The following is a 25,113-nucleotide window of genomic DNA, read 5'->3' on the forward strand; positions in this document are numbered from 1 at the left end:
ACAACTGTTTCCTTGATGAACACCGCCCCTACTCCAGCGCCCGACGTCTCCATCGTGGTGCCGATCTACAACGAGGTCGAGAACCTGCCCGACCTCGTGGAGCGCATCGCGCAGGCGATGTCTGCGCAGCCGCTCAGCTTCGAATTGCTCGCGGTGGACGACGGCTCGCGCGACGGCAGCGCCGACACGCTGCGTGAACTGGCGGCCACGCGCCCCTGGTTGCGCCCGGTGTTCTTGGCACGCAACTACGGCCAGTCGAGCGCCCTGCAGGCGGGTTTCGATCGCGTGCGCGGCCGCTATGTGGTGACGCTGGATGCCGACCTGCAGAACGAACCCGGCGACATTCCGCTGCTGCTGGAGCGCCTGGAGAACGACTCCAGCGTGGACATGGTCAGCGGCTGGCGCAAGGACCGGCAGGACGCGGAGCTGTCGCGCAAGCTGCCCTCGCGCATCGCCAACCGGCTGATCTCCAGCGCCACGGGCGTGCACCTGCACGACTACGGCTGCGCGCTCAAGGCCTATCGCCGGCCCATCATCGACCGTATCCGCCTCTACGGCGAGCTGCACCGCTTCATCCCGTCGCTGGCCAAGGAGGCGGGCGCGCGCATCACGGAAGTGCCGGTGCGCCACCATGCGCGCACCCGCGGCGTGTCCAAGTACGGCATCGACCGCACCTTCCGCGTCATCCTGGACCTGATCCTCATCGTCTTCTTCATGCGCTACCGCCAGCGCCCGTTGCATGCCTTCGGCGGGCTGGGGCTGTGGCTGGCTGCGCCGGGGGTGCTGATCCTGGCCTGGCTGCTGCTGCAGAAAGTGCTGGGCGAGGACATCGGCGGCCGGCCGCTGCTGCTTGCCGGCGTCATGCTGGTGCTGATGGGCGTGCAGATGGTGGTGGCGGGCCTGATCGGCGAGCTGCTGATGCGCATCTACCACGAGGCCGGCGGGGCACCGCAGTTCCATGCGCAGGAATATGTGCCGGATTCAAGAGTAAATATGCCTGCGGCGCGCGACCAGCAAGCGCAAGCAGCTACTAATAAGATAGCGTGAAACGTCCGTTCAAGGCCCTGCTGCGCGGCCTGGTGGGCCTGGCCCTGCTGGGCGCGGTGGTGGCGCTGGCCGATCCGTCCCGCGTGTGGGGCCAACTGCGCCAGGCCCAGCCAGTGTGGCTGCTGGCGGGGCTGCTGGCGGGCATCGCTTCCAACCTCGTCTCGGCGCTGCGCTGGCGGGCATTGGCGCGGTGGCTGGGCGCCGACGCGAGCGCGCGCGATGCCTGCCGCTGGTACTTCCAGGCCATCGGCCTGAATGCGTTGCTGCCGGGGGCCGTGGTGGGGGGCGACGTGTACCGCGCCGTGGTACTGCGTGGTACCGGTCAGGACACGGCGGCCTCCAGTTGGTCGGTGGTGCTGGACCGGCTGAGTGGCCTGTGGATGCTGTGCGCCATCGGCGGCCTGGGCGCTGCCGCCTGTGCCGACGTGCTGGCGCCCTGGCTGCGGTTGCCAAGGGGACTTTTCATCGCGCTGATGTTTGTGGGCACGCTGCTGTGGCTGGCGCTGCCGTGGTGCCTGCCTGCGCTGCTGCGCAGCCGCCGGTTTGCGGGCGGCTGGCTCGCGCCGCTGCGTGAAGCCGCAACGCGCCCCGACTTCCTGCGTCAACTGGTCTGGCAGGCCGGGGCATCGGCGGCGGTGCAGCTGCTGTCGGCCGCGGCGCTGGCGGGGGGCGGGCTGGCACTGGGTGTGGCGCTGCCGGCCAGCGTGTGGGCCTGGGCGATCGCGCCCGTGTTCCTGATGGCGGCGCTGCCGGTGAGCGTGGGCGGCTGGGGCACGCGCGAGGCGGCCGCCGTGGCCGCGCTGGCCCCCTTCGGCGTGGCCGCGTCCGCCGCCGTGGGCGTGGGCGTGGTCTATGGCGTCTACGGCCTGGCGCAGGGCGCGCTGGGGGCGCTGGCGTTCGGCCTGCCGCGCAGCGCGGGGCGGTAGGCCCGGGCGCTGGCCCGCGATGGCCTGGCCATCATTGGTGTACTTTTATCAAGTTGATAGCACCTTGCGCTTGATGGATAAGCGCTGGAGGTCAATTGGGCTTGAAATGAAGGGCGTGCCCGCGCCGACCATGCAGCGGCGCCGTGCCCGTGCATGCCGGTCGGATGGGGCGCTGGCGCTGCCGGCGCCGGGGCGCCGGCGCGATTCAGCCGTGTTCGCCCGCAGTCTCTGCGTCCCGCTTGATCTGCAGCGCGCGCTCGTACAGCGTGTTGCGCGAGGCGTGCGCGATGTCGGCCGCCAGTTTCACCGCGGTCTTGGTCGGCAGCTCGTCCAGCAGCAGGCGCAGCACGCGCTCGGCCTCCGCGCCGTCGCCCTGCGTGGCCGCCAACGGGTGCAGCAGCACCACGAACTCGCCCTTGACCCGCTGGGGAGCGCCGGCCAGCCACGCGGCCAGCTCCCGCGCGGGATGCGTGGAGACTTCCTCGAACTGCTTGGTGAGTTCGCGTGCGAGCGTCACCGGCCGCTCGCCCAGGTCCGCCAGTGTGTCGGCCAGCGCAGCGATGCGGTGCGGCGCCTCCAGCAGTACCACGCAGCGCGGCTCGGCCGCCAGGCGCTGCACCGCGGCCGCGCGTTCGGCGCCCTTGGGCGGAAGAAAGCCCGCGAACAGGAAGCCGCCGCTGTCGGCGGTGGGGGCCACCGCGCCCGCGACGCTCAGCGCGCTCGTCACGCTGCTGGCCCCTGGCAAGGGAATGCAGCGCAGCCCCGCGGCCTGCACGGCCGCCACCAGGCGCGCGCCGGGATCACTCACCCCGGGCGTGCCGGCGTCGCTCACGTATGCCACGCGCTGGCCGGCCTGCAGTTGCTGCACCACCATCTGCGCGGCCTGCGCCTCGTTGTGCTGGTGCAGCGCCAGCAGGCGGTCGGAGGGCTTGTCGATGCCGTAGGCGCGCAGCAGCGACTGGGTGTGGCGCGTGTCCTCGCACGCCAGCGTGTCGGCCAGTTGCAGCACGTGCAGCGCACGCAGTGTGATGTCGGCCAGGTTGCCGATGGGCGTGGCGACCACGTACAGGGCGCCCTGCGGATAATGCTGCGCGGCCGCCGCATCGCGCGCGGCGCTCAAGGCAGAGGCAAAAGAGGCGCTCAATGGGATTCCTCGGCAAGAAGGTGAATGGCAGTGCGCCCGCGCGCACCACGCGCGCCGCGGGGCAGGCGGGGGAAGACCGCGCGCTGGCCCATCTCACGGCGGCGGGCCTGGCGCTGGTGGAGCGCAATTATCGGACGCCGGGGCGCGGCGGCGGAGAGATCGACCTGATCCTGCGCGAGCGCGACGGCACGCTGGTGTTCGTGGAGGTGCGCAGCCGCGCCGCCAGCGGCTACGGCGGCGCGGGCGGCAGCATCGGCGTGGCCAAGCAGCGGCGCATCGTCTTTGCCGCGCAGCACTACCTGCTGCGCTGGCCCGCACCGCCGCCGTGCCGCTTCGATGCGGTGCTCATCGAGGGCGACCGGCTGCAGTGGCTGCGCGGCGCATTCGACGCCGCGTAGCGCGCGGCCTACCGTTTGCTACAGGCGCCGCGATACCCCCAGGTATCATTCACGGCCCATGCTTGAGCAACGCATCCAACAGCATTTCATCGACAGCGCCGACCTGAAATACCAGTCGGCCCAGGCGCTCAGCCATCCCATCAGCGCAGCCGTGCAGGCCATCTGGGCCTGTGTGACCAACGGCGCCAAGGTGCTGGCCTGCGGTAGCGGCCCTTCGTCCGCGCAGGCCCTGCAGTTCGCGGCCTTTTGCGTGGCCGGTTTCGAGCGCGATCGGCCCGAACTGGCGGCGCTGGCCCTGCTGCCCGATGCCCTGGCCACCGGCACCAGCGCCGTAGCGGACAGCGCCGTGCTGGCGCGCCAGGTGCGTGCCCTGGGGCAGGCAGGAGATCTGCTGCTGGTCATCACCATCGGCGGCAACGAGCCAGCCCTGCTGCAGGCCGTGCAGGCCGCCCATGAGCGGGACATGACCGTGGTCGCCCTGTGTGGCCGCGACGGCGGGGCGTTGGGCGCGCTGCTGCACGAGACCGATGTCCAGATCTGCGTGCCGCACGACCGAGCCGCCCGTGTGCGCGAGGTGCATGCGCTGGTGCTGCACTGCCTGTGCGACGGCGTGGACGCCCAGTTACTTGGAGAACAGGAGATTCCTCTATGACATTTCCCCTGCTGCGAATTTCTAGCGCCGCGCTCGCGGCCGCGGCCCTGGCCGGCAGCCTCGCCGGCTGCGCGCCGCTGGTCATCGGCGGCGGTGCCGTGGTCGGCACCCTGATGGCGACCGACCGGCGCACCACCGGCACCCAGGTGGAGGACGAAGGCATCGAGATGCGCACCGCCAGCCGCATCCGTGAGACCCTGGGCGACCGCGTGCACGTGAACGTGACCAGCTACAACCGCCAGGTGCTGCTGACGGGCGAAGTGCCCACGGCCGCCGACGGCCAGAAGGTGGAGCAGATCGCGCAAGGCGTGGACAACGTGCGCTCGGTGGTCAACGACCTGGGCGTGATGCCCGCGTCCTCGCTGACGCAGCGCTCGCGCGACGCCTTCATCTCGACCAAGGTGCGCGCGAGCCTCGTGGACGCTAAGGACCTGTCTGCCAATGCGTTCAAGGTCGTCACCGAGCGCGACGTGGTGTACCTGATGGGCCGTGTCACGCAGCGCGAAGCCAAGCGCTCCGCGGAGATCGCGCGCGGCGTGGATGGCGTACGCAAGGTCGTGCGCGTGTTCGAGGTGATCTCCGAAGAGGAACTGATCCGCGGTGGCGCGGCGCAGCAGCCCGCGCCCGTCTCGCAGGACCCCGCCGCGGCGGCGCAGCCAGTCAAGCCCTGAGCACGGGCTGCTCGCGCCGACCAAGTCGGCACCATCCGCGCCTTGTGACAGGTGATTGAACCACTGCCCGCCCTGCGCGGGCAGTGCGCCTGGGGCCTCAGTCTTTTTTGGGCGCTAGGCGGGTGATCAGGCTGGACGTGTCCCAGCGGTTGCCGCCGGCAAGCTGCACGTCGGCATAGAACTGGTCCACCAGCGCCGTGACCGGCAGACGCGCACCGTTGCGCTTGGCTTCGTCGAGCACCAGCCCCAGGTCCTTGCGCATCCAGTCCACGGCAAAGCCGAAGTCAAAACGGCCCTCCACCATGGTCTTGCCGCGGTTGTCCATCTGCCAGCTCTGGGCAGCGCCCTTGCCGATCACGTCGAGCACCAGCGGCATGTCCAGGCCCGCGTGCTGGCCGAAGGCGATCGCCTCGGACAGACCCTGCACCAGGCCGGCAATGCAGATCTGGTTGACCATCTTGGCCAGTTGGCCGGCGCCGCTGTCGCCAATACGGGTGAACGCGCGCGAGAAGGCCATCGCCGTGGGGCGTACGGCATCGAAGGCTGCAGCGTCGCCGCCGCACATCACGGTCAGTTGCCCGTTTTGCGCGCCGGCCTGCCCGCCGGAGACCGGCGCGTCGATGAACTGCAGGCCCAGCGTGCGGGCGGCGCCATAGAGTTCGCGCGCCACCGCCGCGGATGCCGTGGTGTGGTCCACGAAGACCGCACCCTGCTGCATGCCGGCGAACGCGCCGTCGGCCCCGAGCACCACGGAGCGCAGGTCGTCGTCATTGCCCACGCAGCAAAACACGATGTCCGCGCCTTGTGCGGCCTCGCGCGGCGTCTTGGCATGTTTTACGGTTGTAACGCCCTTGAATTCAGCGCACCATGCTTCTGATTTCGTAGCGGTACGGTTGTACACCGTCACGGTATGGCCCGCCGATGCCAAGTGCCCCGCCATCGGGTAGCCCATGACGCCCAAGCCCAGGAAGGCCACGCGGCGTGCGGGGACCGGATCGTAGGTGCGGGGATTGATGCTGCTGCTCATGGGTTGGGCTCCGTCAAAAAGAGAGGCCCGCAGGGGCGGGCCGGGTGGGGCGAGTGTGTGGGTATCAGACGATGGCGAAATGCTCGGTGCCCGAGGCCAGGTCCGTCGTCTTGGCACGCTGGCTGCTGAGCTTGATCTGCAAGCGCAGGTCGTTCACCGAGTCGGCGTTGCGCAGGGCATCCTCATAGCTGATCACGTTGGCCTCGAACAGGTCGAACAGTGCCTGGTCGAAGGTCTGCATGCCCAGGTTGCGGCTCTTCTTCATGATTTCCTTGATCTCGGCCACCTCGCCCTTGAAGATGAGGTCGGCGATCAGCGGCGTGTTCAGCATCACCTCGACGGCGGCCGCGCGCCCCTTGCCGTCCTGCTTGGGAATCAGGCGCTGCGAGACCAGTGCCTTGAGGTTCAGCGACAGGTCCATCAACAGCTGGGCGCGCCGCTCCTCGGGGAAGAAGTTGATGATCCGGTCCAGTGCCTGGTTGGCGCTGTTGGCGTGCAGCGTGGCCAGGCACAGGTGGCCGGTTTCGGCAAACGCCACGGCGTGCTCCATGGTCTCGCGGTCGCGGATTTCGCCCATCAGGATCACGTCCGGCGCCTGGCGCAGCGTGTTCTTGAGGGCCGCCTCCCAGCTGACGGTGTCCAGGCCCACCTCGCGCTGCGTGATCACGCAGTTCTTGTGCGGATGCACGAATTCCACCGGGTCTTCCACCGTAATGATGTGGCCGAAGGAGTTCTCGTTGCGCCAGTCCAGCATGGCGGCCAGCGTGGTGGACTTGCCCGAGCCCGTCGCGCCGACCAGGATGCACAGTCCGCGCTTGGTCATGGTGACTTCCTTGAGCACCTGCGGAACGCCCAGGCCGTCGATGGTGGGCAGCGTGAGCGGAATCGTCCGCAGCACCATGCCCACGCGGCCCTGCTGTATGAAGGCGTTCACGCGGAACCGGCCCACGCCCGCAGGCGAGATGGCAAAGTTGCACTCCTTGGTGCGCTCGAAGTCGGCCACCTGCTTGTCGCTCATGATGGCGCGCGCCAGCGTGAGCGTGTGGTTGGGCGTCAGAGGCTGGGGAGAGACCTTGGTGACCTTGCCGTCGACCTTGATCGCCGGCGGAAACTCCGCCGTGATGAAAAGGTCGCTCCCCCCGCGGCTGACCATCAGCTTGAGCAGATCGTTGATGAATTTACTCGCCTGATCCCGTTCCATCCCATACCCCCTTGGTCGTCAGCCTTGTGTTGTTGTGCCGGGCTGTTCAGCGTTGATTTTCACTCAGACGCGCGCTCACCACGCGCAGGCGCTGCGACAGCTTGCGCGCCAGCAGGGCCACCAGGCTGGCGGCCAGTTGCGGGTCGTGGGCCATCATCTCATCCAGCGCCTCGGCGCTGAGCACCGCTATCTCGCATTCCGTGAGCGTGGTGCACGCCGAAAAACGGATGCCGCTGTCCAGCAGCGACATCTCGCCCAGGATATCGCCGGGCCGCGTCTCGGCCAGGCGCAGTTGCTCTCCCCAGGGCTGGACACGGTCCACGGCGATGGTGCCCGTGAGCAGCACGACCATGAAGTTGCCGTATTCGTCCTGGCGGATCAGGTCGCGGTTGGGCGCAACGGAGGCGAACTCGAAGAAGCGCTCCATGCGTTCCACGGCGTCGTGGTCCAGGTGCGCCATGTACTTGTCCTTGCTCCACAGCGATTGCAGCAGCCTGCCGCCACGGCTTTGGGGCAGGCGCTTGGCATCGACTTCGACGGCGCGCGCCTCCCAGGGGACCAGTTGTGATTGCTCCACGCCCTGGCCGGCAAATGCGGTGGTGAAGAACACCGAGTCGGTGCTCTCCTCGCCGGACTTGCGGTTTTTGGACTTGAGCAGGCCGAGAATGCCTTTCATGATGGGGCTCCGATGCGGGCTCGTGTACCAACGAGCCTGGTAGTGAAAAAGTGTGCGGGCCCGCCTTGGAGGGGGGTCAGCCGGGGAAGTTCTCGGGAATCTTGGCCTTGCTGCGCGCCTCGGCCGGGCTGATGATGTTGCGGCGCACCAGGTCGGAGAGGTTCTGGTCCAGCGTCTGCATGCCCACGCTGTTGCTGGTCTGGATGGTGGAGTACATCTGCGCCACCTTGGCCTCGCGGATCAGGTTGCGGATGGCGCTCGTGCCCAGCATGATCTCGTGCGCCGCCACGCGGCCAGAACCGTCCTTGGTCTTGCACAGCGTCTGCGAGATCACCGCCTGCAGCGACTCCGACAACATCGCGCGCACCATTTCCTTTTCTTCGGCGGGGAAGACGTCGATGATCCGGTCGATGGTCTTGGCGGCGCTGGACGTGTGCAGCGTGCCGAACACCAAGTGGCCCGTTTCCGCGGCGGTCATGGCCAGGCGGATGGTTTCCAAGTCGCGCATTTCGCCCACCAGGATGGCGTCCGGGTCTTCGCGCAGGGCGGACTTCAGCGCGGCCGCGAACGACAGCGTCATCGGGCCGACTTCACGCTGGTTGATCAGGCACTTCTTGGACTCGTGCACGAACTCGATCGGGTCTTCCACCGTGAGGATGTGGCCGTACTCGCTTTCGTTGAGGTAGTTGACCATGGCCGCCAGGGTGGTGGACTTGCCCGAGCCTGTGGGGCCCGTCACCAGCACCAGGCCGCGCGGCTTGAGCGCCAGGTCGGCAAAGATCTTGGGCGCGTTGAGCTGCTCCAGCGTCAGGATCTTGCTCGGAATGGTACGGAACACCGCGGCCGCGCCGCGGTTCTGGTTGAACGCGTTGACGCGAAAGCGCGCCAGGCCGTCGATCTCGAAGGAAAAGTCCACTTCCAGGAACTCTTCGTAGGTCTTGCGCTGGGCGTCGCTCATGATGTCGTACACCATGGCGTGGACGGTCTTGTGGTCCAGTGCATCGACGTTGATGCGGCGTACGTCCCCGTGGACCCGGATCATGGGCGGCAGGCCGGCGGAAAGGTGCAGGTCGGACGCCTTGTTCTTCACGCTGAAGGCGAGCAATTGGGTGATGTCCACGGATTCCCTCTTATCGTTTGATACGCTTGGGCGAACATTATGACGACGATTGCCAGCAACCTCCAGAATGTGCGGGAGCGCATCGCGCGCGCCTGCACGGCGGCCGGCAGGCCACCCGATGCCGTGGCGCTGCTGGCGGTTTCCAAGACCTTCGGCCCCGAGGCTGTGCGTGACGCGGCATTGGCGGGCCAGCGGCGGTTTGGCGAAAACTACATTCAGGAAGCCGTGGAAAAGATGGCTCTGGTGGCGGCGCTCGGGCTGCCGCAGCCGCTGGAGTGGCACTGCATCGGCCCGGTGCAGAGCAACAAGACCCGCCTGGTGGCCCAGCACTTCGACTGGGTGCACACGGTGGACCGCCCCAAGACGGCGCAGCGTCTGTCCGACCAACGTCCCGACAACCTGCCTGCGCTGCAGGTCTGTATCCAGGTGAACGTGGATGGTGGCGCCACCAAGGCCGGTGTGCCGGCCGAGGAGGCATTGGCGCTGGCCCAGGCGGTGGCAGCGCTGCCGCGGCTCACGCTGCGCGGCGTCATGAGCATCCCCGACCCGGCGCCCGACGAGGCCGCGCAACTGGCCGTGCTGCTGCGCGTGCGCCAGGTGTTCGACACCCTGCGCGCGCAGGACGGCCCGGGGTTCGAGGCGGTCGATACCCTGTCGCTGGGCATGACCGGCGACCTGGAGGCCGCGGTGCGCGCCGGCAGCACCATGGTGCGCGTGGGCAGCGGCATCTTCGGTGCGCGCCACTACCCGGCCTGATAAGCTGGCCGTCATCTAGTTTTGACGGAGATTCCCTCATGCCCGGTTTGCTGCCCGATGTCGATCCCGATGGCCTGCTCGAATTCTCGGTGGTCTATACCGACCGTGCGCTCAACCACATGTCGCGCCGCTTCGTGGGCGTGATGCAAGACATCCTGGCGACGCTCAAGGAGGTCTACCGCGCGCACACGGCGGTGCTCGTGCCCGGCAGCGGCACCTTCGGCATGGAGGCCGTGGCACGCCAGTTCGCCAACCGCGAGAAGGTGCTCATCGTGCGCAACGGCTGGTTCAGCTACCGCTGGAGCCAGATCTTCGACGCCGGCGGGCTGGGCGGTGGTGCCGTGGTCTGCCAGGCGCGCCGCCAGGGCGACGGTCCACAGGCGCCCTGGGTGCCCTGCCCGGCGAGCGAGGTGGCCGCCGCCATCCGCGCCGAGCGGCCGAAGGTGGTGTTCGCCCCGCATGTGGAGACGGCCAGTGGCATCCTGCTGCCCGACGATTACCTGCGCACCGTGAGCGACGCCGCGCACGAGGTGGGCGCGCTGTTCGTGCTGGACTGCGTGGCCTCCGGCGCCATGTGGGTGGACATGGAAAAGACCGGTGTGGACGTGCTGATCTCCGCGCCGCAAAAGGGCTGGAGCGGCTCGCCCTGCTGCGCCATGGTGATGCTGTCGGCCCGCGCGCGCGAGGCGATCGAGCAGACGCAGAGCTCCAGCTTCTCGTGCGACCTCAAGAAGTGGATGCAGATCGCCGAGGGCTACGAGAAGGGGCAGCACGCCTACCACACCACCATGCCCACCGATGCGCTGGTGCGCCTGCGCGACGTGATGCTGGAAACGCGCGACTACGGCTTTGCCAAGGTGCGCGACGAGCAGATCGCACTCGGCGCCAAGGTGCGCGCGCTGCTGCAGGCGCGGGGCTTTCCCAGTGTGGCGGCTGCGGGCTACGAGGCACCGGGCGTGGTGGTGAGCTACACCACCGACCCCGGCATCCAGAGCGGCAAGAAGTTCGCCGAGGCGGGGCTGCAGACCGCCTCGGGCGTGCCGCTGCAATGCGGCGAGGGTGCGGACTTCCAGACCTTCCGCCTGGGCCTGTTCGGCCTGGAGAAGTGGCACAACGTGGACCGCACGGTGGGCCACCTGGCCGCGGCGCTGGACCAGGTCGCGCCGGCGCGCTGACTGGCCGGTGGCGCAAAAGCGTCCATCTCCTACAACCGCGGGGTGGCGTGGGCCGCGGTGCGCGGCTATGCTTTCCCGCATGCATGCGTCCCCCCTGGAGCCTGGTGCGCAGGCCGCGGCTTCGGCCGAGCCGGCCGCGCTCGCGGGCCGTGCCTCCCAGCTGTCCCGGGCCAAGCGCCAGGCCACCGGCCTGCTGCTGGCAGTGGTCGTCGTCTTTGCGCTGACCTATTTCTTTCCACCCAGTCTGGGCGTGGCCTGCGTGCGCGCCGTGGCGGAGGCCGCCATGGTGGGCGCCTTGGCCGACTGGTTTGCGGTGTCGGCGCTGTTTCGGCGCATCCCGCTGCCACTGGTGCAGCGCCACACCGACATCATTGCGCGCAACAAGGACCGCATCGGCGGCAACCTGGCGGTGTTCGTACGCGACAAATTCCTGGACGCGCCTTCGCTCGTGACCATGATCCGCCGCCACGATCCGGCCAACATGCTGGCGCAGTGGCTCACGGCACCGGCCAACGCGCGCCTGCTGGGCAGGCAGGTGGCCAGGCTGGCGCTGACCGCGCTGGACACGGTGGAGGACGCGAAGATCCAGGCCTTCCTGAGCCAGGCCGCGCGCACGCTGGTGGGCAAGATCGACCTGTCGCGCTCCATGGCGTCGGCGCTGGGCGCGCTCACCTACCAGGGCCGGCACCAGGCGCTGCTGGACGACCTGCTGGAGCGCCTGGGCGGCATGGTGCGATCGGAGGACACGCGCGCCTTCGTGGCCGACACGCTGCTGCAGTGGATCAAGCGTGAGCATCCGCTCAAGCAGAAGGTGCTGCCTACCGATTGGCTCTCGGGCAAGGGCGCCTCGGCCATCACGCACGCCGTGGACACCCTGCTCAAGGCGGTGGCCGAGGACCCGCAGCACGAGCTGCGCGAGGCGCTGGACGGCGCCGTGCAGCGCCTCATCGCCCGCCTGCAGACCGACCCCGATTGGGCGCGCCGCGGCGACGAGGTGCGCGGTTACCTGCAGAACGACGAAGTGCTGGGCCGCTATGTGCGCGATCTGTGGAGCGACCTGCGCCAGAAGCTGCGCGACGATCTGATGAACGAAGACTCGGCATTGTCCGCGCGCGTGGCCGACATGGGGCAGTGGCTGGGGCTGTCGCTGGCGGGTGATGCGGCGCTGCGCGTGCGCCTGAACGTGCGCCTGGAACTGTGGGCCGCCACCTTTGCGCCCGATGTGGCGCAGTCGGTGGCCGAACACATCCGCGCTACGGTGCAGCGCTGGGACGCGCAGGAGATGGCGCGGCTGGTGGAACTGCACATCGGCAGCGACCTGCAGTACATCCGCATCAACGGCACCGTGGTGGGCGGCTGCATCGGGCTGCTGCTGTTCGCCGTCTCGCACGCGGGCGCGTTGTGGGCGGCGGTGGCCGGGCCGTGAGTGCTATCTAATTAGTAGCTGCTAGCGCTTACTGGATAAGCGCTAAGACCCGATTTTGCTTAGAACCGAAAATCCAGCGTTTGCGGCGCCCGGCCCACTTGCACGGTGCGGCTGTGGTTCTGGCCGGCGCCCTGTACCTCCACACGGTAGCTGCCCGCAGGCAGTTGCAGCAGGCACACGGGGCCGCCGGCGCGCAGTTGCATCGCGTCGCCCCCGCCTTGCGGGGTGATGCGCACGTCGACGTTGGCCTCGTAGGCGCCATCCGCTCGCGCGAACAGCAGCGACAGGGGGTAGTCCTTCATGGCTGCGCGCATGGCGGTGGATTCGTCCGTGCCGATGCCGCCGCACTGGTAGTGCAGCGCGCCGGCCGTCTGCACGGGCGGCAGCACGGCCGGGCGGGGCGCGCTGTCGGCCTGCGCCTGCACGGCGCTGGCGCCGCTGGCCAGCAGGGCACACAGACCCAGCGGCGCCAGACGGCGGGGAAGTCGAAACGGGAACGGGGACAACACGGGCATGGCGCACCTCCTTGTCAGGGGTAAAAGCGCCATGCTGGCACCTCGTTGCGCGCCGCGCTGTCAGCCCAGGGCGCGAGCGCGCGTGGTGGCCGTCAGAAGCGCGGCAGGTTGGCGTGGCTCATCTTGCCGTTGCGCACCAGCATCTTGCCGTACTCGGCGCAGCGGTTCAGCGTCGGGATCACCTTGCCGGGGTTGAGCAGGCCCTGCGGGTCGAACGCCTCCTTGAGCGCGAACATCTGCGCGTTCTCCTCCACGGTGAACTGCGCGCACATGGAGTTGAGCTTTTCCACCCCCACGCCGTGCTCGCCCGTCACGGTGCCGCCCATGGCCACGCTGGTTTCCAGAATGTCGGCGCCGAACAGCTCGCAGCGGTGGAGCTGGTCGGGGTCGTTGGCATCGAACAGGATCAGCGGGTGCAGGTTGCCGTCGCCCGCGTGGAACACGTTGCAGCAGCGCAGCTGGTATTTCTTCTCCATCTCCTGGATGGCGAGCAGGATGTCCGCCAGGCGCTTCCTCGGGATGGTGGAGTCCATGCACATGTAGTCGGGACTGATGCGGCCGCTGGCGGGGAAGGCGTTCTTGCGCCCGCTCCAAAAGCGCATGCGCTCTTCCTCGCTGGTGCTGACCGAGATGGCCGTGGCGCCCGAGCCGCGCAGCACCTCGCTCATGCGCGCGATCTCTTCCTCCACCTCCTCAGGTGTGCCGTCGGACTCGCACAGCAGGATGGCCTCGGCCGTCAGGTCGTAGCCGGCCTTGACGAAGTCCTCCACGGCGGCGGTCATGGGCTTGTCCATCATCTCCAGGCCGGCCGGGATGATGCCGGCGGCGATCACCGCGGCCACGGCGTCGCCGGCTTTGCGCACGTCGTCAAAGCTGGCCATGATGCAGCGCGCCAACTGCGGCTTGGGCACCAGCTTGACGGTGACCTCCAATGCCACGGCCAGCATGCCCTCGCTGCCGATCACGGCGGCCAGCAGGTCGTAGCCGGGCGCGTCCAGCGCCTCGGCTCCGAAGGTGATGGGCTCGCCCTCCATGGTGTAGCCGCGCACGCGCAGCACGTTGTGCACCGTGAGGCCGTACTTCAGGCAGTGCACGCCGCCGGAGTTCTCGGCCACGTTGCCGCCGATGGTGCAGGCGATCTGGCTGCTGGGGTCAGGGGCGTAATACAGGTTGTAGGGCGCGGCGGCCTCGCTGATGGCCAGGTTGCGCACGCCGCACTGCACGCGCGCCGTGCGGGCGACCGGGTCCAGGTCCAGGATGCGGTTGAACTTGGCCAGCGACAGCGTCACGCCCATGGCATGCGGCATGGCGCCGCCCGACAGGCCCGTCCCAGCGCCGCGCGCCACAACGGGCACGCCCAGGCGGTGGCAGGTCTTCAGCACGGCCTGCACTTCGCCTTCCGTCTCGGGCAGGCACACGACCAGCGGGCGCTGGCGGTAGGCCGTGAGGCCGTCGCATTCGTAAGGCGTGGTGTCCTCGGGCTGCCAGAGCAGCGCATGCTGCGGCACGCAGGCCGACAGGGCCTGCACGACCTCGGCCTGTCGCTGGGCGCGTTCGGTGGATGTGGGGCTGGGCATGGCGTGACTGTAGGCCATGGCGTGCGCGCGCGGCGTGAGTTTTCTTGCAGGCGGGCGTGAGCCGTGTTGCGCCAATTACTGCGTTATTAATAGCTACTGGCGCTTGATGGATAAGCGCTAGAGCCTGATTTGGCTTATAGAAATTGGCTTGCGCACGGCCGCGCCGCTTGCGGGGTTACCCCAGCGTGCGGCGCAGCCAGTCCGCGAAGGCCGCGCATTCCCAGCGGTCCATGGTGCCGGTGCGCCAGCACAGGTAGTGCGCGTAGGGGCTGGGGGCGTCGGTGTCGAACAGGCGTACCAGTGTGCCCTGGTCCAGCCAGGGCGCGGCGAGCTTGAGCCGTACCGGGGCCACGCCCATGCCCGCCGCGGCAGCGTCGCACATCAGGCCCACGTCGTTGAATTGCGAGCCTTCGTTGGGTTCGGCCCAGGCCAGGCCCACGGCTGCGAACCAGCTGCGCCAGGGCTCCAGCGGGCTGCGCAGCAGGGGCAGGCCTTCCAGGTCCTCGGGGCGCTCGAAGGGGCCGTGCTCGCGCACGAAGCCGGGCGAGGCCAGGGGCGTGAGCACGTCGCGTGCGATCTCCACATGCTCCATGTCGGCGTAGTGGCCGGGGCCGTAGCGCACGACGAGGTCCGCGTCCTCCGCCACCACGTCCAGCAGCGGGATGGAGACCTGCAGGGCCAGGTCGATCTCGGGGTAGGTCTCGGTGAACTGGCGCAGCCGCGGGATGAGCAAGGCGCGGGCGAAGGTGGGGGTGACCGCGATCTTCAGCCGGCGCTTGCCCGGGGCCACTGCCGTGCCTGGGAAGCGCTGCAGCGCGGTGAGCCCCTCGCGCACATGGGCCAGATAGGCGCTGCCGTCGGTGGTCAGGGAAAAGTCGGCCCGCCCGAACAGCCGCGTGCCCAGGATCTGCTCCAGCTGCTTGACGCGGTGGCTTACGGCGCTGGGGGTGACGCACAGCTCATCGGCCGTCTGCGTCACGCTGCGCAGGCGCGCCAGCGCCTCGAAGGTCAGCAGGCACTGGATGGGCGGGATGCGCCGCAGGCTGGCGGCGTCCAGGGCCGCCTTGGCCGCGATGGAAAGGGATTGCGTGGCCATGGCGGCGTGTGGGGCAAGGCGGGTTCAGCGGAAGACGACGGTCTTGTGGCCGTTGAGCAGCACGCGGTGCTCGCTGTGCCACTTCACGGCGCGCGCCAACACCTGGCTTTCGGTGTCCCGCCCGCGGGCGGTGAGATCTTCCACGGTATCCGTGTGATCCGCTCTTGTAACATCTTGTTCGATAATCGGCCCCTCGTCGAGGTCGGCCGTCACGTAGTGGGCGGTAGCGCCAATCAGCTTCACCCCGCGGTCATGCGCCTGGTAATAGGGCTTGGCGCCCTTGAAGCTGGGCAGGAAGCTGTGGTGGATGTTGATCGCGCGGCCCGATAGCTTGGTGCACAGGTCGTTGGACAGCACTTGCATGTAGCGCGCCAGCACCACCAGTTCGGCCCCCTCGGCCTGGATGATCTCGTACTGCTTGGCCTCGGCTTGCGCCTTGGTGGCGGCGGTGACGGGGATGTGGTGGAAGGGGATGTTGTAGCTGGCCGCGAGCTGGTAGAAGTCGCGGTGGTTGCTGATGATGGCGCGGATGTCGATGGGCAGCAGACCGCTCTTGTAGCGAAACAGCAGGTCGTTGAGGCAGTGGCCTTCCTTGCTGACCATCAGCACGGTCTTCATGGCCGCGCTGGTGGCATGCAGGCTCCAGCGCATGCTGTGCTCTTCGGCAAAGGTGGCCAGTTCGGCCTTGAGGGTGGCTTCGTCGGTGGACTCGCATGCGAATTGCACGCGCATGAAGAAAAGGCCGGTGCCCTGGTCGTTGTACTGAGCGGCTTCCTCGATGTTGCCGCCGTGGTCCAGCAGGAAGCCGGAGACGGCGTGCACCAGCCCGAGCCGGTCGGGGCAGGACAGTGTCAGGATGTAGGAATGGGTCATATGCTGCGATTGTCGCAGCACGCGAGGCCCCTTCAGGAGTGTGGATTGCTGAGTAAAGGCGCGGGCCGCAGGCCCTCGTGGAGGCCCCTGCAGGGCCGCTGGATGTTGGCGCTGGCCGTTGTTGCCATGGGTGCGGCCTGGGCCTGGGCGGGTGCGGCCGCCTTGCAGTACCTGCCCCTGGAGCCGCAGGCGCTGCAGACCCTGCTGCAGTACAAGAGCGGGCTGGACGCCGTGCTGGCGGGCGCACTGCTGGGCTGGCTCCTGCTGCGCTGGCGCCGGGGCGGGAGCCGGCGCACCCTGGCGCGCCGGGTGGAGCAGGTGCTGCGCCACGCGCCCGCCGGCATGGCGCGGCTGAGCATGGACGGCCGCCTGGTGTGGGCCAATGAACGCCTGCGAGAATGGTTGGGCGTGGCGCCGCACGAGCCGCTGCCGCAGATCGACTTCCGCACGCTGGTGCGCCCGCACGACAGCGATTGGGCACAGCGGCAACTGCAGCGGCTGCGCGCCGGCGAGATCGACCATTACCAGGGCGAGCGCTGGTGCCGCAACCAGCGCGATGGATCGCAGCTGCCCGTGCTGTGCACCGTGAGCCATGTGCTGGCCCTGGAGAGCGAGCCCGACCACCTAGTGTGCGTACTGCAGTCCCTGCGCGAAGTGCATGCCGCGCGCGACGCGCAGGCGCTCAGCGAACAGCGCTGGCGCCTGGCGGCCACGGTGGTGGATAACACCATCGAAGGCGTGGTGGTCACCGATGCCGACGGCCGCATCCTTTCGGTCAACCCGGCCGTCACGCGGCTCATGGGCTATACCGAGGAAGAGTTGCTGGGCCAGAACCCGCGCGTGTTCAAGTCGGGGCGGCACGGACCGGCGTTCTACGAGGCCATGTGGGACACCATGCGCCAGACGGGCCACTGGCAGGGGGAGATCTGGAACCGGCGCAAGAACGGCGAGGTGTTCCCGGAGCGCATGTCGCTCTCGGCCGTGCGCGGCGCGGACGGCGCGGTGACGCACTACGTGTGCATGTTCACCGACATCTCCGAGGAAAAGGCCCAGCACCAGCGCCTGGAGTTTCTGGCGCACTGCGACCCGCTGACCGGCCTGCCCAATCGCGCCTGGTTTGGCGAGCAGCTCGACAGCGCCGTGCGCCAGGCACAGGACAGCGGCGAGCAGATGGCCCTGCTGCTCCTGAACCTGGACCGCTTCAAGGACGTGAACGACAGCTACGGCCACGCCGTGGGCGACGAGGTGCTCAGGCACATCACCCGCCAGGTGGAGCAGAGCCTGCGCCCGGGCGATCTGCTGGGGCGGCTGGCAGGCGACGAGATCGCCGTGCTGGCCCGCCACCTGCGCCATGCGGACGGCGCGGCAGCCGTGGCGCGGCACCTGATCGCCGCGGCCAGTACGCCCTGGAGCACGCCCGACGGCATCGAGGTGGTGGTGGGCGTGAGCGTGGGCATCTGCATGTTCCCCGGGCATGCGCGGACCACCGAGGCGCTGCTGCAGGGCGCGCATTCCTCGGTGTACGGCGCCAAGGCCCGCGGGCGCGGCGCGTATTGCTTTTTTGACGAATCGCTCATTCAGGCCGCGCGCGAGCGCCTGGAGATCGAGGCGCGGCTGCGCGTGGCCCTGGCGCAGGGGCACCTGCGGCTGTACTACCAACCGCAGGTATGCATCGCCACCGGCCGGATCATGGGGGCCGAGGCGCTGGTGCGCTGGCTGGACCCGCAAGAGGGCATGATCTCGCCCGCGCGCTTCATCCCCGTGGCCGAGACCTCGGGCGTGATCGGCCCGCTGGGCCAGTGGGTGATGCGCGCCGCCTGCGAGCAGGGCCAACGCTGGCGCGCCGACGGCCTGCCGGAGATCCGCCTGGCCATCAACCTCTCGCCGCGCCAGTTCCAGTTGACCGACGTGGCCGCCTGCGCCGCCGAGGCGCTCAAGGCCAGCGGTTTCCCGGCCCGCTGCCTGGAGCTGGAACTGACCGAGTCGGTGCTGGCCGAGCGGCCCGACGAGATCCGCGCCGTGCTGCAACGCCTGCAGCAGCTGGGCGTGCGCATGGCGGTGGACGACTTCGGGACCGGCTATTCGTCCCTGGCGCACCTCAAGCGCTTTCCCATCGACGTGCTCAAGATCGACCAGGGCTTCATCCGCGACATTCCCCGCAGCGCCGACGACATGGCCATCAGCGCTGCCATCGTTGCCATGGGGCACAGCCTGGGGCTGTCGGTGCTGGCCGAGGGGGTGGAGACGCCGCAGCAGCTGGCGTTCCTGCGCGAGCGCGGCTGCGACGCCTACCAGGGCTACCTGTGCAGCCGTCCCTTGCCGGCGGAGGAGTTCGCCCGGCTGCTGCAGGCGCACAACGGCATGGCGGGCTGAGCGAGCGCGGGCTGGGGCCGGCGTCCGCTACGGCGCGGACGGCGGGCCGGGCCAGCGCTCGCGCAGCTCCGCGCACGGGTCGTGGGGCGTCAGCGCCGGCGTGCGGTGGACGTAATCCGCTTCGCTTTCAATAGCTTCTCGCGCTTGTCCCGCTTGGGCTATTGCCACTTTTGACGTGAAATCACTCGGCAGCCACGTGGGCACGCCCAAGCTGCGCTGCACATGGCCGAAGCCCGCCACCAGCAATACCGTGCGGCCGGGGCGGTGGGCGGCCTGCACGGCGCGCGCCATGCGGGCGTCCCGCGCCAACTGGATGCGCACCATGGGCATCAGCCGCTGCGCCGGCACCAGGCCGCAGTGGCCCTCCTCGATCGCGGTGCGCTGGCGCGCCAGCGCGGCGGGAGGCAAGTGCGTGTCCAGCGCGGTGTCGCGCATGGCTTGCGGCATCTGGCTGCGCGGCAGGTTACCGCCGCGCACCGGCACGCCCGCGGCCACGGCAGCCATCACCACCGGCGCATAGCGGTCCCAGGGCCAGGCCTGTTCATCCCATTGCAGCGCGGCGCGCACCTGGGCAGCGCCCGCGTCCGGCGGCAGGCCATCGGTGCCCGCGCCTTCGGGCGCCATCTCCAACACCAGGGCCGCAAGGCGCTGGCGCGCGGCGAGCCACTGGACCGTGTGCCGCTGCCACTGTTGGTGGGCGGCGGCGTCATGCTGCTCGCCCAGCAGTAGGGCGTCCACGGGCGGCCAGCGCTCCAGTTGGGCGTCCCAGGCGGCGTTGCCCGCGGTGGTTGGTGCCGACTGCTCCAGAAGTGTGGTACAGCCGGCGGCGAATGCCAGAGCCAGCGTGGCGAGCAGAAAGCGGTACAGCGGTAGGGTTGGCATGCCCAATGGTAGGACGTGGCGGCATTGCAACCGGGCGTAAATGTGACTTGCATGAGGAGCGCTTTGGGCCGTAATTTGCGGCGGGCCGCGCCACGGGCGGCTGGCGTGCTACAGGAAACGGAGAGCGCAACTAGGCTGCACGGCCGCGTGACCGCCGAGGCGACAACGACTTCGCAGGGTCTTCATGTAAGGTTCGCGGCGAAGCGTCCCGCGCGGTGTGAAAATTCGAGAATTGCCGCCGCGCTTGGGTCGCGGCGTGCACGTCAGTTAGATCCTTTCGGAGCCCCTTCCATGCAGCGTGAAATCACCGACCTTGCCCCCGCCCTGTCTACACAACCCATCAGCATGGATGTGCTGAAGGAGAAATACTTCAAAGACGGCGAGAGCGATGTCGAGGATCTGTTCCGCCGCGTGGCGCGGGCGTTGGCCTCGGTCGAGCGCGAGGACATGCGCCAGGCCCTGGAGGCGCGCTTCCTGGACAACCTGCGTGCCGGCGCCATCGGGGCGGGGCGCATCATGAGCGCTGCCGGCACCGACATCCAGGCCACCCTCATCAACTGCTTCGTGCAGCCCGTGGGCGACTGCATCCAGGGCGTGGACGACGCGGGCTACCCCGGCATCTACGAGGCCCTGCGCGAGGCCGCCGAGACCATGCGCCGCGGCGGCGGCGTGGGCTACGACTTCTCGCGCATCCGCCCGCGCGGCGCGCTGGTGAAGGGCACGGCCTCCATGGCCTCGGGCCCCTGCAGTTACATCAACGTCTTCGACCAGTCCTGCTCCACGGTGGAGAGTGCGGGCGCGCGCCGCGGCGCGCAGATGGGCGTGCTGCGCATCGACCACCCGGACGTGCTGGACTTCATCACCGCCAAGCGTACGCCGGGCCGCTGGAACAATTTCAATGTGTCCGTGGGCGTGCCCGATGCCTTCATGGAGGCGGTGGAGCAGGACCGTGATTGGGAGCTGGTGCATGGCGCCGCGCCCGGTGCGGAGCTGCAGGCCCAGGGCGCACACCAGCGTGCCGACGGCCAGTGGGTGTACCGCACGGTGCGCGCGCGCGAATTGTGGGACACGATCATGAAGTCGGCCTACGACTTCGCTGAGCCCGGCATCCTGTTCCTGGACCAGATCAACACCGACAACAACCTGCACTACACGGAGACCATCCAGGCGACCAACCCGTGTGGCGAGCAGCCGCTGCCGCCCTACGGCTGCTGCGACCTGGGCCCGGTCATCCTCACACGCTTCGTGCGCAACCCGTTTGGGCTGCATGGCGAGGCGTCGTTCGACTTCGATGCCTTCGAGCAGGCCGTGGCCACCCAGGTACGCGCGCTGGACAACGTGCTGGACGTGACCTTCTGGCCTCTGCCGCAGCAGCAGGCCGAGTCGGCGGCCAAGCGCCGCATCGGCGTGGGCTTCACGGGCATGGGCAACACTCTCGCCATGCTGTGCAAGCGCTACGACCGCCAGGAAGGGCGCGACATGGCGGTACAGATCGCCGAGCGCATGCGCAACGCGGCCTACCGCGCGTCGGTGGAACTGGCGAAGGAAAAGGGCGCATTCCCCAAGTTCGATGCCGATGGCTACCTGGCCAAGGGCACCTTCGCCAGCCGCCTGCCCGCGGACATCCAGAAGGCCATCCGCAAGCACGGCATCCGCAACAGCCACCTGCTGTCCATCGCGCCCACGGGCACGGTGAGCCTGGCTTTCGCCGACAACGCCTCCAACGGCATCGAGCCGCCGTTCTCCTGGAGCTACACGCGCCGCAAGCGCGAGGCCGACGGCAGCAAGAGCGAGTACGTGGTGGAGGACTACGCCTGGCGTCTGTACAAGACGCTGGGCGGCGACGTGAACCATCTGCCTGCGTACTTCGTGAGCGCCATGGACATGGCCGCCGCCGACCACGTGGCCATGATGGAGGCCGTGCAGCCCTTCGTGGACACGGCGATCTCCAAGACCGTGAACGTGCCCGAGGACTACCCCTACGCCGATTTCAAGGGCCTGTACATGCAGGCCTGGCACTCGGGCCTGAAGGGCCTGGCCACCTACCGTCCCAACAGCATCCTGGGCGCCGTGCTGGAAGTCACGCCCGCCGCAGCGCCGGCCCCCGTCGCCGCACCCGAGGCCGCGCCCGCCCCGGTGGTGGTGGACCCCATGCGCACCATGATCGAGAGCCGTCCCACGGGCGGCCTGTCGGCCGTGGCGGAGAAGCTGGAGTATTGGACGCAGGAAGGCCACAAGACGCTGTACCTGATCGTCTCCTTCCTGCCCGTGCCTGACGGGCGCGGCGGCACGGTGGACCGCGCCATCGAGTTCTTCATGCCCGTGGGCCAGAGCGGCGAATCGCAGCAGTGGATCACCTCCAGCATGCGCCTGCTGTCGCTGGCCGCGCGCGGTGGCTTCCTGGAGCGCGCGCTGTCCGACATGCGCAAGGTGGCCTGGGACCGCGGCCCCGTGCGCCTGGGCACGCACCAGAAGGCCGACGGCACCCACGTGCCGCTGTGGCACGACTCCGAGGTGGCCGCCATCGCGTATGCCGTGCAGAACATCCTGGCCCAGCGTGCCATGCCGCAGCAGCAGGTGCTGCCGCTGGACGAGCCCGCCGCAGCGCCCGCGACCGGCATGCCCCCGGCCATGGCCGGCAAGAAGTGCAATGAGTGCGGTGCCCACGCCGTGATCCGCAAGGATGGCTGCGACTACTGCACCCAGTGCGGCGCCCTGGGCAGCTGCGGCTGAGCAGACCGGAACGCCCTGGCAACACCAGGGCGTTTACTATCAATATGATAGCTATTCGCGCTTGATGGGAGCGCGCGAAAGCATGTTTTCGCTTGTATGCCGCGGCCATAGGCTTGAGCAAACTTGACTTCCATCAAGACATTTCAAAAGCGCGTGCCTACACTGCCGCCATGCGCAACAAGTCCACGCTGTCCACCAAGCTGCTGGCCATGGGCACGGTGTTCCTGCTGGTGGCGCTGGCATCCATCGGCTTCACGCTGTGGGTGACCTGGAAGTTGGAGGGGGGCGCCGCTGCGGTGAACGAGGCGGGTCGCCTGCGCATGAACATGCTGCGCATGGTGCTGGCCCAGCAGAACGAGTCGCCCCAGGAATTCGCGCGGCTGGAAACGCGCTTCAACGAAGGGCTGGAGTTGCTGCGCACGGGTGACCCCGCCCGGCCGCTGTTCGTGCCCTGGAGCGATGACACGCGCGAGCGCTACGAACACATCCGGCGGCAGTGGCTGCTCATCGAAAACGACTGGAAAGCCGCCGCGCGCTATGAAAGCAGCGCCGCGGCCGTGGCGCGCGCCGATGCCTTCGTGCTGGACCTGGACAGCTTCGTCGAGGCCATCGAGATCCAGATCGTGCGCCTCACGGCGGTGCTGCATCTGTTCCACCTGTTCATGGTGGCGTTGGCCATCGGCTCGGCTGTGGCCTTCATGGCGCTGAGCTACCTGCTCGTACTCAACCCCGTCACGCGGCTGCAACAGGCCCTGGCGCGGCTGCGCAAGGGCGATCTGGGCACGCGCCTGGAGGTGGAAGCCGACGACGAGTTCGGCCAGCTGACGGCGGGTTTCAACCTCATGGCCCATGCGCTGCAGACCTCGCACGAGGACCTGGAGCGCAAGGTACGCGAAAAGACCGCCACCATCGAAGTGCGCAACCAGCGCCTGGCGGCGTTGTATGCGGTGAGCGCCCTTGCGGCGGAGGCGGGAAGCCTGGAAGAGTTGACCCAGGGTTTCGTGCAGCAGATCCGCCGCGTGGCGGGGTGCGACGCGGCGGCCGTGCGCTGGTCGGACGAGGCCAACGAGCGCTACGTGCTGCTGGCCTCCGACGGGCTGCCCCAGTCGCTGGTGGAACATGAGCACTGCGTGGTCACCGGCGCCTGCGAATGCGGACAGGCGCAGGGCCAGGCGCGCATGCGTGTGATTCCGATCATGCCTGCCGGGGGCCTGCAGTTGCCGCATTGCCGCGAGGCCGGCTTCGAGACGGTGGTGAGTATCCCGGTGCAGATGCACCAGCGCCTGTTGGGCGAGGTCACGCTGCTGTATCGCAGTCCGCTGGAGCTGTCGGCGGAGATGCGCGAGCTGCTGTCCACCATGGCGCACCACTTGGCCACTTCCATGGAAAGCCTGCGCGCCTCGGCGCTGGAGCGCGAGGCAGCGGTGGCGCAGGAGCGCAGCCTCATTGCGCGCGAATTGCACGACTCCATTGCGCAGTCGCTGGCCTTTCTCAAGATCCAAACCCAGCTGCTGCGCGACGCGGTGGCGAAGGGCAACACCGAAGCGCGTGACCGCAGCATGGCGGAGCTGGATACCGGTGTGCGCGAATGCTATGCCGACGTGCGTGAGCTGCTGGTGCACTTTCGCACGCGCACGCAGGACGAGGACATCGAAGCGGCGCTGCGCGCCACGCTCTCGAAGTTCGAACACCAGACCGGCGCGGCCACGGCGCTGAGCATGGCGGGGCACGGCCTGCCGCTGGCGCAGGACGTGCAGATCCAGGTGCTGCACATCCTGCAGGAGGCCTTGTCCAACGTGCGCAAGCACGCCGATGCACGCCGTGTGGAGCTGCGGGTGCAGCGCCACCCCCGCTGGCGCTTCGAGGTGCAGGACGATGGCCGCGGGTTTGACCCGGACAGCGTGCCACCCGATTCGCTGCATGTGGGCCTGGGCATCATGCGTGAACGCGCGCAGCGCATCGGTGCGCATCTGGAGCTGGTTTCGCGCCCCGGCGGCGGTGGCACCTGCGTAGTCCTGGAGCTGCCACTAACCACCCGCGAGGAGCCTGCGTTGCCCCTCTCCCTTGTTTCTTCCGCCGCCGCATGAATGCTCCCACCACGCTTTTCCTGATCGATGACCACACCTTGCTGCGCCGCGGACTGGTGGCGCTGCTGTCCCAGCAGCCGGACCTGCGCGTGGTGGGCGAGGCCGGGGACGCCGCGGAGGCATTGCGTCTGCTGCCTGCGCTGCGCCCCGACGTGATCCTGCTGGACAACCACCTGCCCGGTGTGCGCGGCGTGGACGCCATCGCCGGCCTGCGCGAGGCGTCGCAGGGCAGCCGCGTGTTGATGCTCACGGTGAGCGAGGATGGACAGGACCTGGCGGCCGCCTTGCGCAACGGCGCGCAGGGGTATCTGCTCAAGACCATTGACGGTGACCTGCTTGCGCAGGCGATACGGCGGGCCGCACGCGGCGAGCCGGTGGTCAGCCCCGAAATGATGGGCAAGCTGGTGGCGGCGTTCCAGTCCCAGGGGGCGCCCACGCCCGAGCCCCTGCCCGAAGAGGAAGAGCCCGTGTCGGTGCTGTCGCCGCGCGAAGAAGACGTGTTGCGCGAGATTGCGCGCGGTCTCAGCAACAAGGAAATCGCACGTGCGCTCGACATTGCCGAGACCACCGTGAAGATCCATGTGCAGCACATTCTGCGCAAGCTGGGACTGTCCTCGCGCGTGCAGGCGGCGGTCTACGCCTCGGACCGCCACCGCCTCACGGAATAACCCCCAGAGCCCGGCATAGTTCTTAGGGAGTAGGGCGGCATAGGCCGCCCTCGTCCTTTTGCACCGCCCGCGGTGTCCCAGCGAAGGATG

22 protein-coding genes are annotated in these 25,113 nt (G+C 68.7%); 12 read left to right on the forward strand and 10 right to left on the reverse strand.

The genetic code is table 11. The annotated features are described in order from the left end of the window. The first annotated feature begins 15 nt into the window (after positions 1-15). Together QY917_RS15905 and QY917_RS15910 are read left to right on the forward strand one after the other, a co-directional pair. Positions 16-1,047, forward strand: a complete 1,032-nt coding sequence (locus QY917_RS15905) for a glycosyltransferase family 2 protein (RefSeq protein WP_123674865.1) — start codon at positions 16-18, stop codon at positions 1,045-1,047. Then, positions 1,044-1,973 carry a lysylphosphatidylglycerol synthase transmembrane domain-containing protein gene (locus QY917_RS15910; protein WP_123674866.1) on the forward strand — a complete coding sequence of 310 codons (930 nt, stop codon included), beginning with the start codon at positions 1,044-1,046 and terminating at the stop codon, positions 1,971-1,973. The genes QY917_RS15905 and QY917_RS15910 overlap by 4 nt, the downstream gene beginning before the upstream one ends. A 205-nt stretch (positions 1,974-2,178) precedes the next feature. Here the strand turns inward: QY917_RS15910 and rsmI are convergent, their stop codons facing one another. After that, positions 2,179-3,117, reverse strand: a complete 939-nt coding sequence (gene rsmI, locus QY917_RS15915; RefSeq protein ID WP_162844514.1) for a 16S rRNA (cytidine(1402)-2'-O)-methyltransferase — start codon at positions 3,115-3,117, stop codon at positions 2,179-2,181. Here rsmI and QY917_RS15920 point away from each other — a divergent pair. The 3 genes from QY917_RS15920 to QY917_RS15930 are packed head-to-tail and all read left to right on the forward strand — an operon-like array spanning position 3,117 to position 4,838. Beyond that, positions 3,117-3,515 carry a YraN family protein gene (locus tag QY917_RS15920; protein WP_123674867.1) on the forward strand — a complete coding sequence of 133 codons (399 nt, stop codon included), beginning with the start codon at positions 3,117-3,119 and terminating at the stop codon, positions 3,513-3,515. The two genes, rsmI and QY917_RS15920, sit on opposite strands and share 1 nt — an antisense overlap. A 58-nt stretch (positions 3,516-3,573) precedes the next feature. Beyond that, positions 3,574-4,167 (forward strand): SIS domain-containing protein, encoded by a 594-nt coding sequence (locus QY917_RS15925; RefSeq protein WP_011803876.1) that lies wholly within the window; start codon positions 3,574-3,576, stop codon positions 4,165-4,167. Beyond that, positions 4,164-4,838, forward strand: a complete 675-nt coding sequence (locus tag QY917_RS15930) for a BON domain-containing protein (RefSeq protein ID WP_012655453.1) — start codon at positions 4,164-4,166, stop codon at positions 4,836-4,838. The genes QY917_RS15925 and QY917_RS15930 overlap by 4 nt, the downstream gene beginning before the upstream one ends. 97 nt (positions 4,839-4,935) lie before the next feature. Here QY917_RS15930 and QY917_RS15935 read toward each other — a convergent pair whose 3' ends face one another. The 4 genes from QY917_RS15935 to QY917_RS15950 form a co-directional block, all read right to left on the reverse strand. Further along, positions 4,936-5,865 carry an NAD(P)-dependent oxidoreductase gene (locus QY917_RS15935; RefSeq protein ID WP_123674868.1) on the reverse strand — a complete coding sequence of 310 codons (930 nt, stop codon included), beginning with the start codon at positions 5,863-5,865 and terminating at the stop codon, positions 4,936-4,938. Positions 5,866-5,929: 64 nt separating this feature from the next. Beyond that, positions 5,930-7,066 carry a PilT/PilU family type 4a pilus ATPase gene (locus tag QY917_RS15940; protein WP_123674869.1) on the reverse strand — a complete coding sequence of 379 codons (1,137 nt, stop codon included), beginning with the start codon at positions 7,064-7,066 and terminating at the stop codon, positions 5,930-5,932. Positions 7,067-7,112: 46 nt separating this feature from the next. After that, positions 7,113-7,742: a Crp/Fnr family transcriptional regulator gene (locus tag QY917_RS15945; protein WP_047350275.1), complete on the reverse strand. Its 630-nt coding sequence runs from the start codon at positions 7,740-7,742 to the stop codon at positions 7,113-7,115. Positions 7,743-7,818: 76 nt separating this feature from the next. Then, a complete protein-coding gene (locus tag QY917_RS15950; protein WP_011803881.1) occupies positions 7,819-8,862 on the reverse strand; it encodes a type IV pilus twitching motility protein PilT in 1,044 nt (347 codons plus the stop codon). Between the two features lie 39 nt (positions 8,863-8,901). On the opposite strand from QY917_RS15950, the gene QY917_RS15955 reads away from it, so the two are divergent. From QY917_RS15955 to QY917_RS15965, 3 genes are all read left to right on the forward strand, one after another. Next, positions 8,902-9,618: a YggS family pyridoxal phosphate-dependent enzyme gene (locus tag QY917_RS15955; protein WP_123674870.1), complete on the forward strand. Its 717-nt coding sequence runs from the start codon at positions 8,902-8,904 to the stop codon at positions 9,616-9,618. A gap of 38 nt (positions 9,619-9,656) precedes the next feature. Further along, a complete protein-coding gene (locus QY917_RS15960; protein WP_012655458.1) occupies positions 9,657-10,793 on the forward strand; it encodes an aminotransferase class V-fold PLP-dependent enzyme in 1,137 nt (378 codons plus the stop codon). 79 nt (positions 10,794-10,872) lie between these two features. Continuing rightward, positions 10,873-12,219, forward strand: coding sequence for a DUF445 domain-containing protein (locus QY917_RS15965; protein WP_170163335.1), 1,347 nt, complete (start codon positions 10,873-10,875; stop codon positions 12,217-12,219). Between the two features lie 59 nt (positions 12,220-12,278). Here the strand turns inward: QY917_RS15965 and QY917_RS15970 are convergent, their stop codons facing one another. The 4 genes from QY917_RS15970 to purU form a co-directional block, all read right to left on the reverse strand. Continuing rightward, positions 12,279-12,734, reverse strand: a complete 456-nt coding sequence (locus QY917_RS15970) for a hypothetical protein (RefSeq protein WP_012655460.1) — start codon at positions 12,732-12,734, stop codon at positions 12,279-12,281. 92 nt (positions 12,735-12,826) lie between these two features. Further along, the gene (locus QY917_RS15975) at positions 12,827-14,311 is read right to left on the reverse strand and encodes an FAD-linked oxidase C-terminal domain-containing protein (protein WP_234305534.1); all 1,485 of its coding nucleotides are present in this window, start codon (positions 14,309-14,311) and stop codon (positions 12,827-12,829) included. Between the two features lie 175 nt (positions 14,312-14,486). Continuing rightward, positions 14,487-15,407 (reverse strand): LysR substrate-binding domain-containing protein, encoded by a 921-nt coding sequence (locus QY917_RS15980; RefSeq protein WP_012655462.1) that lies wholly within the window; start codon positions 15,405-15,407, stop codon positions 14,487-14,489. Positions 15,408-15,431: 24 nt separating this feature from the next. Further along, on the reverse strand, positions 15,432-16,280 hold the full coding sequence (gene purU / locus QY917_RS15985) for a formyltetrahydrofolate deformylase (RefSeq protein WP_011803889.1): 849 nt from the start codon (positions 16,278-16,280) through the stop codon (positions 15,432-15,434). A 102-nt stretch (positions 16,281-16,382) separates the two neighbouring features. Between purU and QY917_RS15990 the strand changes: the two genes are divergently transcribed. Beyond that, the gene (locus tag QY917_RS15990) at positions 16,383-18,653 is read left to right on the forward strand and encodes a bifunctional diguanylate cyclase/phosphodiesterase (protein WP_123674871.1); all 2,271 of its coding nucleotides are present in this window, start codon (positions 16,383-16,385) and stop codon (positions 18,651-18,653) included. A 27-nt stretch (positions 18,654-18,680) separates the two neighbouring features. Here QY917_RS15990 and QY917_RS15995 read toward each other — a convergent pair whose 3' ends face one another. After that, a complete protein-coding gene (locus QY917_RS15995; RefSeq protein WP_123675232.1) occupies positions 18,681-19,535 on the reverse strand; it encodes a ChaN family lipoprotein in 855 nt (284 codons plus the stop codon). Between the two features lie 291 nt (positions 19,536-19,826). On the opposite strand from QY917_RS15995, the gene QY917_RS16000 reads away from it, so the two are divergent. The 3 genes from QY917_RS16000 (at position 19,827) to QY917_RS16010 (ending at position 25,023) form a co-directional block, all read left to right on the forward strand. After that, positions 19,827-22,268, forward strand: coding sequence for an adenosylcobalamin-dependent ribonucleoside-diphosphate reductase (locus tag QY917_RS16000; protein ID WP_123674872.1), 2,442 nt, complete (start codon positions 19,827-19,829; stop codon positions 22,266-22,268). A 170-nt stretch (positions 22,269-22,438) separates the two neighbouring features. Further along, positions 22,439-24,355 carry a type IV pili methyl-accepting chemotaxis transducer N-terminal domain-containing protein gene (locus QY917_RS16005; RefSeq protein ID WP_123674873.1) on the forward strand — a complete coding sequence of 639 codons (1,917 nt, stop codon included), beginning with the start codon at positions 22,439-22,441 and terminating at the stop codon, positions 24,353-24,355. Continuing rightward, entirely contained in the window at positions 24,352-25,023 is a 672-nt protein-coding gene (locus QY917_RS16010; RefSeq protein WP_123674874.1) for a response regulator, read from the forward strand. The genes QY917_RS16005 and QY917_RS16010 overlap by 4 nt, the downstream gene beginning before the upstream one ends. Positions 25,024-25,113 lie beyond the last annotated feature (90 nt).

Source organism: Diaphorobacter sp. C33 (assembly GCF_030503915.1).
GTDB lineage: Bacteria > Pseudomonadota > Gammaproteobacteria > Burkholderiales > Burkholderiaceae_C > Diaphorobacter > Diaphorobacter nitroreducens.